A 7,448-nucleotide genomic window follows, 5' to 3' on the forward strand; every position below is an offset into this window, starting at 1 on the left:
CGACAACTGGCCCAACGAACCGATGGCTGGCTCAGCCGTTGGTGCCGCGCACCCACTGAAACGTGCCGAAGTTCTTGACCCGCACGCTCGTGAATCCGTTGTCCTCGAGGATGTCGCCGATCTCGTCGTCGCCGAACACATGGGCCCCGGCGTTGGGCAGCTTCTGCCAGATGCGGGCCAGGCTCCCGGCCGTCGGGACCATGATGGCCAGCCTCCGGCCCGGGCGCAGCACGCGGGCCATCTCCGCGAGCGCGGCGGCGGGGTGCGGGATCAATTGCAGCACCGCGGTGGAGACCACCGCGTCGACCGTGTCGTCGCGCAGCGGCAGCCGCTGTGCGTCGGCCCGGATGAAGCCGACCTGCGGACCGGCCTCGTTGCGGACGGCGCGCTCGAGCATGGGCTCGGAGATGTCGACGCCCAGCGCGAGGCCGTCCGGGTCCGCGGCGCGCGCCAACGACGCCGTGATGTTACCCGGGCCGGAGCCGACGTCGAGGGCGACGCCGCCGGGCGGGATGTGCAACCACTCGACGGGGAGCCGCCACGCGCTGATCAACCGGCGCGAGAGGGCCTGGGCGTTGTCGTAGAGCATCGAGCCGACGGGTGACGCCCACGCCGCCTGGATCGGTCCGGTGTTTTTCGGCACGGCATCGTCGCCCGAGCCGAGCAGATCGAGATACCCCTTGCTGACGTCCGGGTCCGCAGGCGGGTCGGCCAGCAGGTCCAGCGCTCGCCGCAGCGCGGGAGGTAGCGAGACGTGCACGTCGGTCATGCGCACTCCTTGAGGTCAAAGGCCAAGCCATGAGCCAGAAGTCGAGCGGGGAAGGCCCCGGATGGGAGCCTACGCCGGGCGGGCGTGGACCTGCAGGCCTCGGCGTTGTGGGGTTGGTTACCGCCTGACTACCGCCTGACAGTGGCGTTCTCCCGCACCAGAGCGCACAGGCGCCAGCGGCCCGGCACGCCCTTGAGCATGCTCTCGCCGCAGTCGGCGAACCGGTGCCGCGACCCGGTGACGATCTCACGCACCGTCGAGGAGACGAGCACCTCGCTGGGGCCCGCGAGCGCCGCCACCCGGGCCCCGATGTGCACGGCCATGCCGGCCACGTCGGAGCCGCGCACCTCCACCTCGCCCGCGTGTATGCCCACCCGCACCTCGATGCCGAGCACCCGCACGGCGTCGACGATGGCGTCCGAGCAGGCGATGGCCGCGCTCGGGCTGCTGAACGTCGCGACGAAGCCGTCCCCGGCCGTGTTGACCTCCCGCCCGGCGAATCGCTGCAACTCGTGACGCACGATCGTGTCGTGGTTGTCTAGCAGGTCACGCCAGCGGTGATCCCCGAGTAGGGCCGCACGCTCCGTCGAGCCGACGATGTCGGTGAAGACGATCGTGGTCAGCAGCCGCTCCGAATCCGAGCCGCCCCGCACGCCGGTGACCAACTCCTCGATCTCGTCGAGCATGAGGCCCGTGTCCCCGACCCAGTACAGCGAATCCTCGCCCGGCAGCTCGATGAGGCGCGCCCCGGCGATGCGCTCGGCCATGTAGTGCGCGTGCTCGATCGGACTGAACACCGGGTTGTCGCGATGCAGGATCAATGTCGGCATGGTGATGCGGCCGAGGGCGTCGCGGACGTCGCCCTCGCGGATCTTCCTGATGAACGCGCGGGCCATGCTCGGTGACGCCGCCCGGTTCCCGGCGTGGTCCCACCACGCGCGGAACGCCAAGTCGGCCGCCACGGACGGTGCGATGATGCCGAGCATGTCGAAGCCCTGCTCGACGGCGTCGGGCTCGACCCCGACCGTCGTGTACGGGTCGTTCGGCGTGATCTCGGCGCCGATCGGATAGTCGGGGCCGCGCAGGGTCCGCGCCGCGCCGTTGAAAATTACCAGGTTGCTGACGCGCTCTGGGAAATCGGCCGCAAGGACGATTCCCGCGAGCGAGGTGAAACCGGGGGCGAAGACCGTGGCCCGTTCCGTCCCGACCGCGTCCATCACCGCGATCGCGTCCTCGGCCCACGACTTCGGTCCGATCGTGTCGAGCGACGCCACCCGCGACGACAGGCCGATCCCGCGCTGGTCGAACCGGATCACCCGGCTGAAGGACGCCAGGCGTCGGTGAAAGCGGTACATCGACGGCTCGGAATCGACGCAGTCGATGGGAATCATGGGTCCCGGCAGCACCAGCAGGTCGGTCGGGCCATCGCCGAACACCTGGTAGGCGATGTCGACCTCGCTGCAACTGGCGTAGCGGGTCCGCGGAACCGCAGGAGGCCCAGCCATGACTTCAGGCTAGTGCAGGGCTGCGACATTTGGGACAGCCCCGATCGCGCCGGCCGTTTGCTAGCGGCCGATGATCGGCACCAGGTAGCGGGCGGCGTACGCGCGGACGGCCGCCGGATCCGAGATGTCCAGGCGGTCGGTGGGAAATACGATGATGCCCAGGGCGACCCGCAGCAGGATGTCGGCGATGTCGGCCAGTTCGGCGTCGGGATCGTCGGCCCCGCAGCGCCGCAGGGTGTGGGCTATGCCGTCCGCGAACTGGCGGATCGGGAACACGTGCGACCTGGAGAACAGCCCGAACAGTTCGGGCTCGCTTTCGACGATTCGTGAGTACAGCGGGGAGTCCTGCACCAGGCGCACGCCGAGGGTGAACGCCTCGACCACTGCCTCCTGCGGGGTGCAGCCGGCGGTGGCCTGGTCGAGGGCGGTGAAGAACAGTTCGCTCTCCCGCCGCACCACCTTCTCGAACAAGTCGTCCTTGGTGGGGAAGCGGCGGTAGACGGTGCTGCGGCTGACCCCGGCCCGCGCGGCGACATCCTCAATGTTCGCGCGGCGCACACCGTAGGTCTCGAACACGGTCCGCGCGGTGTCGAGGATCTTCTCGTCGAGACCGCCGTCAGGGCTGTGGTCCTGCATCGATCGTGGCCCCCTCGGCGATCTCGGCGTTCCGCTGTTATGCTGACTCAAAGATACGATTTTGTTTCTCTGCACCACCAGGCGGGTATGGGGGACCTATGACAGCGCAATCGGCGCGTCCCAATTTCGACACCGGCGTCCGGGAAGCGGTGCCGATGCCGGTGGAGGGACCGGCCGACGTGACCGGCCCGCGGCTCGGGCCGGACTCGCTGATCTGGAAGTTCTACGGGGACAACCGCACCCAGTTCTTCGGGTTCCAGCGCACGGCCGGGGTCGAGAACTGCATCGAGCAACTCGCACAGGGGGTGCTCGACCACTCGGTGATCTTCAGCGACACGCTGGGTCGCGCCAAGCGCACCGCCCCGCCCCTGATGAAGACGGTCTACTCGGACGACCCGCACGGGTGGGGGCGCCGGGTGCGCGACTTTCACAAGCCCATCAGGGGCACCATCAGCGACGGCTCCCGGTACCACGCCCTCAATCCCGAGCTGTTCTACTGGGCGCACGCGACGTTCGTCGACCAGGTCATCTACAACACCGACACGTTCATCCGCCGGCTGTCGCACGCGGAGAAGGAGCAGATCTTCGACGAGGGCAAGGTCTGGTATGGCCTCTACGGCGTCAGCGACCGGGCCCAGCCGCAGACCTACGACGAGTTCGTCGCGTACTGGGACCGGATGCTCGACCGGTTCGTCCCCCACCAGACCGTCCTCTACGGCACCGGCTACCTCCGCAAGGGAATTCCCGGCCCGCGCTGGATACCCAAGCCCATGTGGAAGGTGGTGTCCGCGCCGCTGAACGCCTACACTCGGCTCGTCCTGGTGGGTACCCTGCCGCCGCAGATGCGCGAGGTCTGCCGGCTGCAGTGGGACGCCAAGAAGGAGAAGCGCTTCCGGCGCTTCGCCGCGGCGGTGCGGGCGCTGAACCCGCTCATCAACCGGCTGCCCGTGCGGGCGATCTACCTGCCCTGGGCCGCCGCGGCCTGGGATCGGACGGGCGTCGACCCGCGCCGGCTGCACAACCGCCCGGCCGCCTGAGGCCTTCGGGGCGTCGAGTGTGCATCCAGGCCGTCCTGTGTGCGTCCAGGGCGCGAGATCCGCGAAATCTCAACCCGCGATGCACACTCGACGCCCGCAATGCACACTCGACGGCCGCTTGAGGCCGACGCGAGCCGGCTTCGCGTTGAACGGCGTGTGGACACCGGCGAAACACGTTGCGAAGTAAGGCGACACCATGCGCCGCGACGGGCCGGGACGTGGCGCCGGCAACGGAGATGGGACAGGATCGGTGGCGTGGCCGATGCCGACTTCGCGTTGCTGGACGTCCCACGGTCGGTGCCCGTCGACGACGCCGAGGCCTTCCTGCGTGCCGCGATCGCCTGGCACTTCGGCGCGGACACCGGTTCGCCGTTCTGGCTGCGCGTGGCGAGGACCCTCGACTTCGACCCGCTGACCGACGTGCACACCTTCGCGGACCTGCGCCGGTTTCCCAACCTCGTCAACGAACTGCGCAGCGTGCCGGCCGAAGACCTCATCCCGCGGGGTTACGGGACACCGCCGCCGGTGCCGCAGATCTTCGAATCCGGCGGCACCACCGGTGCTCCCAAGCGGACCGTCCAGCTGCCTGACTGGGTCGCCCAGGTGATCGATTGGCAGACCGAGGACTTCGCCACCGGTGGCTTCGTACCGGGGCGGGGCTTGTTGTGCCTGATGCCGAGCGGCCCGCACGGGGTCGGCTATTTCTCGCGCCGGGTCGCCGAGCGGCTGGGCGCGACGTTCCACGCGATCGACCTGGACCCCCGCTGGGTGAAAAAGCTGGTCGCCCGCAACGCGGCCGCCGAGGCGGCCGCCTACGTCGACCACATCGTCGAACAAGCGGTGTTCGTCCTGCGCACGCAGCACGTGGCGAACCTGCACACCAGCCCGCCGCTGCTGGAGGCCATCGCCCGCAACGACGAGGTAGTGGACCTGGTGAACGAGCAGGTCCGCTACGTGTTGCTCAGCGGCGCTCACGTCGACGCCGACACCCTCGACCTGCTGCGCGACATCTTCCCGGCGACCACGATCACCATGGCCTTCGGCAGCACGATGGTGCTCTCGCAGGCGGTCACCCAAGTCACCGACGGCGGGTCGTTCGCCTTCCACCCGAGGACGCCGTACGTGCTGTTCTGGGTGGTCGATCCCGACACTGGTGAACGGGTGCCGCACGGGCATCGGGGCCAGCTGGTGATGAACCACGTCAGCAAGGGCATGTTCATCCCCAACAACCTGGAGCGAGACATGGCGATCCGAATGCCCGGTCCCGCAGGTGATCTCAGCGACTCAGTCAGCGAGGTGGGGCCGGTGGACACCTTCGAGGGCGAGGCCGTCATCGAAGGGGTGTACTGAGCGTGGCGCAGGGGCCGGCCGGCGCAGGAGCGGATCTGCTCGAAGTCGATGCGCAAGGGGCGGGCGGTGCGTACCGGACACGCAACCGCGAGGTGGTCCTGAGCACCTGCGGCGACGCGGTTGCCGAGCTCAGCCTCGTTCCGCCCCTGTACGTTTCGCGCACCCTTGCCGCGCAACGCAAGGTGGCGCCGCTGGCGGCCGAGCGGCGGGAAGCGGGGTTATCCGAGGCGGCCCGGATCTTCGCCGCCGGCACCGTCGCCGGGCTGGACTTCCAGGCGTACGTCGCTCTGGCCAGCCGGATTTCGGGGCTGCCCATCGCGGTGACCCGCGCGGCGGCGCGCGGCGTGGCCGACGCCGTCGCCGCCGCCTTCACCGCCGTGCGCGGGGCGCGGCCGGTGGGCGCGGCTCTCGACTGGCGCGAGGAGCGGATCCGCGGCGGCGGCGCGGTGTGGGTCCGGCGCGGCGAGGTGTTCGCGGTGCACGCGGCCGGCAATGGGCCCGGCGTGCACGGCCTGTGGCCGCAGGCCCTCGCGCTGGGCTACCGCGTCGCGGTCCGCCCGTCGCGCCGGGAGCCCCTGACCGCGCACCGGCTCGTGCACGCGTTGCGGGAAGCCGGATTCCGGCCCGAGGACGCCACATACCTGCCCACCGCGCACGCCGCCGCCGACGAGCTCATCCGGTCGGCCGACCTCGCCATGGTGTACGGCGGCCAGGACGTGGCGGACAAGTACGCCGGCGATCCCGCCGTGGCCGTCAACGGGCCGGGACGCAGCAAGATCTGCATCACCGCCGACCGGGACTGGGGCGACTACCTCGACCTCATCGTCGACTCCGTCGCCAACCTCGGCGGGGTGGCGTGCGTGAACGCCACCGCCGTGCTCTGCGAGGGCGATCCCGGGCCGCTGGCTCGGGCCCTCGCCGACCGGCTGGCGACGATCGAACCGCTTCCCATCGACGACGAGGCGGCGATGCTGCCCACGCAGCCCGTCGACAAGGCGCGGGTCCTGGCACGCCACCTGGAGGCCAAGGCCGCCGGCGCCACCCCGTTGCTCGGCGCCGATCAGGTGGTCGCCGACCTGGGGGACGGCAGCGCCGCCTTACGCCCCGCCGTGCACCTGTTGGCCGCGCCCGATGCGGAGAAGCTCGACGTCGAGCTGCCGTTCCCCTGCGTGTGGGTCTCGCCGTGGTCGCGCGGCGCGGGGGTGGGGCCGCTGCGGCATTCGCTGGTCGTCACCGCGATCACCGGTGACGAATCGCTGATCGACGACCTGCTCGCCGAGCCCACCGTCGGCAACGTGTACGCCGGCCGGCGCCCCACCTTCCACGCCGCGCCCGAGATCCCGCACGACGGGTTCCTGGCCGACGTCCTGATGCGCAACAAGGGCTGCATCAGGGACTGAGGGGCCGGGGCACCAGGGTGGGTGGGGTCAACTGCCCCGGTTGGGGCCAGTTTCCGAACGCCTCGGCGTAGCTGTGGCTCATCAGCTCGAGCACGGTGCCCCACGGGTCGGTGGTGTAGGCCAGCGTCCACGGCCGGCCCGGCACGAACTCGTAGGGCGGTGCCAGCACCGAGCCGCCGTGCTCGACGACGCGGTCCACCGTCGCCGCGACGTCGGGATGGGTGATGCACAGGTGCCACAGCCCGCGTTCGAACCACGGTTCCCACTCCGCGGCCGGACGCGGCCCTCCGGTCGCGGGTTCGATGAACTGGAACAGCTCGATGCCCACTGAGTTGCCACTGAGCAGATGCGCTTGCCACGCCCGGCGGAACCGGGAGCCGAAGAGCGCCGCCGTCTCGCCGTGGCCGGCGGCCCCCAGCACGCGCGGGCCCATGATGCAGCGGAAGCCGAGAACCTCGCCGTACCAGTCGATCGCCGCGTGGATATCGGGCACCGTCACGCCGACGTGGTTGACGGCCAGGGCGGGCGAACTGATCGGCATCAGCGGTCGTCCGATCGGCGACTCACCCGCCGAAGCCGCCACCGGTGGGCGCGCCCACCCTCGTGGCACCGCCCGCGCCGAGGTGGCTGGCCGCGAACTGCACGCCCTTGTCAATGAATTGGTTGTCGGTGACGTAGGTGTCGTGGGCGGCGAAGTTGAGGCCGTCGGAGCAGACCGGGTCCTCGGTGGCGCAGACCTTGATGGTCTTGG

General features: G+C 70.3%; 7 protein-coding genes and 1 pseudogene. 3 read left to right on the forward strand and 5 right to left on the reverse strand.

What is annotated here, in order from left to right; all coding sequences use genetic code 11:
- Window positions 1-31: 31 nt before the first annotated feature.
- From SKC42_RS26280 to SKC42_RS26290, 3 genes are all read right to left on the reverse strand, one after another.
- Window positions 32-769, reverse strand: coding sequence for a class I SAM-dependent methyltransferase (locus tag SKC42_RS26280; protein ID WP_330967165.1), 738 nt, complete (start codon window positions 767-769; stop codon window positions 32-34).
- Window positions 770-897: 128 nt separating this feature from the next.
- Entirely contained in the window at window positions 898-2,274 is a 1,377-nt protein-coding gene (locus SKC42_RS26285) for an adenylate/guanylate cyclase domain-containing protein (RefSeq protein ID WP_330967166.1), read from the reverse strand.
- 60 nt (window positions 2,275-2,334) lie between these two features.
- The gene (locus tag SKC42_RS26290; RefSeq protein ID WP_330967167.1) at window positions 2,335-2,910 is read right to left on the reverse strand and encodes a TetR/AcrR family transcriptional regulator; all 576 of its coding nucleotides are present in this window, start codon (window positions 2,908-2,910) and stop codon (window positions 2,335-2,337) included.
- Between the two features lie 98 nt (window positions 2,911-3,008).
- Between SKC42_RS26290 and SKC42_RS26295 the strand changes: the two genes are divergently transcribed.
- The 3 genes from SKC42_RS26295 (at window position 3,009) to SKC42_RS26305 (ending at window position 6,697) form a co-directional block, all read left to right on the forward strand.
- Entirely contained in the window at window positions 3,009-3,947 is a 939-nt protein-coding gene (locus SKC42_RS26295) for an oxygenase MpaB family protein (protein ID WP_330967168.1), read from the forward strand.
- Window positions 3,948-4,202: 255 nt separating this feature from the next.
- Entirely contained in the window at window positions 4,203-5,297 is a 1,095-nt protein-coding gene (locus SKC42_RS26300) for a phenazine antibiotic biosynthesis protein (RefSeq protein WP_330967169.1), read from the forward strand.
- Between the two features lie 35 nt (window positions 5,298-5,332).
- Window positions 5,333-6,697: an aldehyde dehydrogenase family protein gene (locus SKC42_RS26305; RefSeq protein ID WP_330967174.1), complete on the forward strand. Its 1,365-nt coding sequence runs from the start codon at window positions 5,333-5,335 to the stop codon at window positions 6,695-6,697.
- On the opposite strand, the gene SKC42_RS26310 is transcribed toward SKC42_RS26305, so the two are convergent.
- A complete protein-coding gene (locus SKC42_RS26310; RefSeq protein ID WP_330967170.1) occupies window positions 6,687-7,238 on the reverse strand; it encodes a VOC family protein in 552 nt (183 codons plus the stop codon). The genes SKC42_RS26305 and SKC42_RS26310 overlap by 11 nt on opposite strands.
- A gap of 22 nt (window positions 7,239-7,260) precedes the next feature.
- Window positions 7,261-7,448 (reverse strand): annotated as a pseudogene (locus tag SKC42_RS26315) (cutinase family protein); the annotation flags it as partial.

Origin of the sequence: Mycobacterium sp. 050134 (genome assembly GCF_036409085.1) — a bacterium.
In the GTDB taxonomy this organism is placed as follows: Bacteria; Actinomycetota; Actinomycetes; order Mycobacteriales; family Mycobacteriaceae; genus Mycobacterium.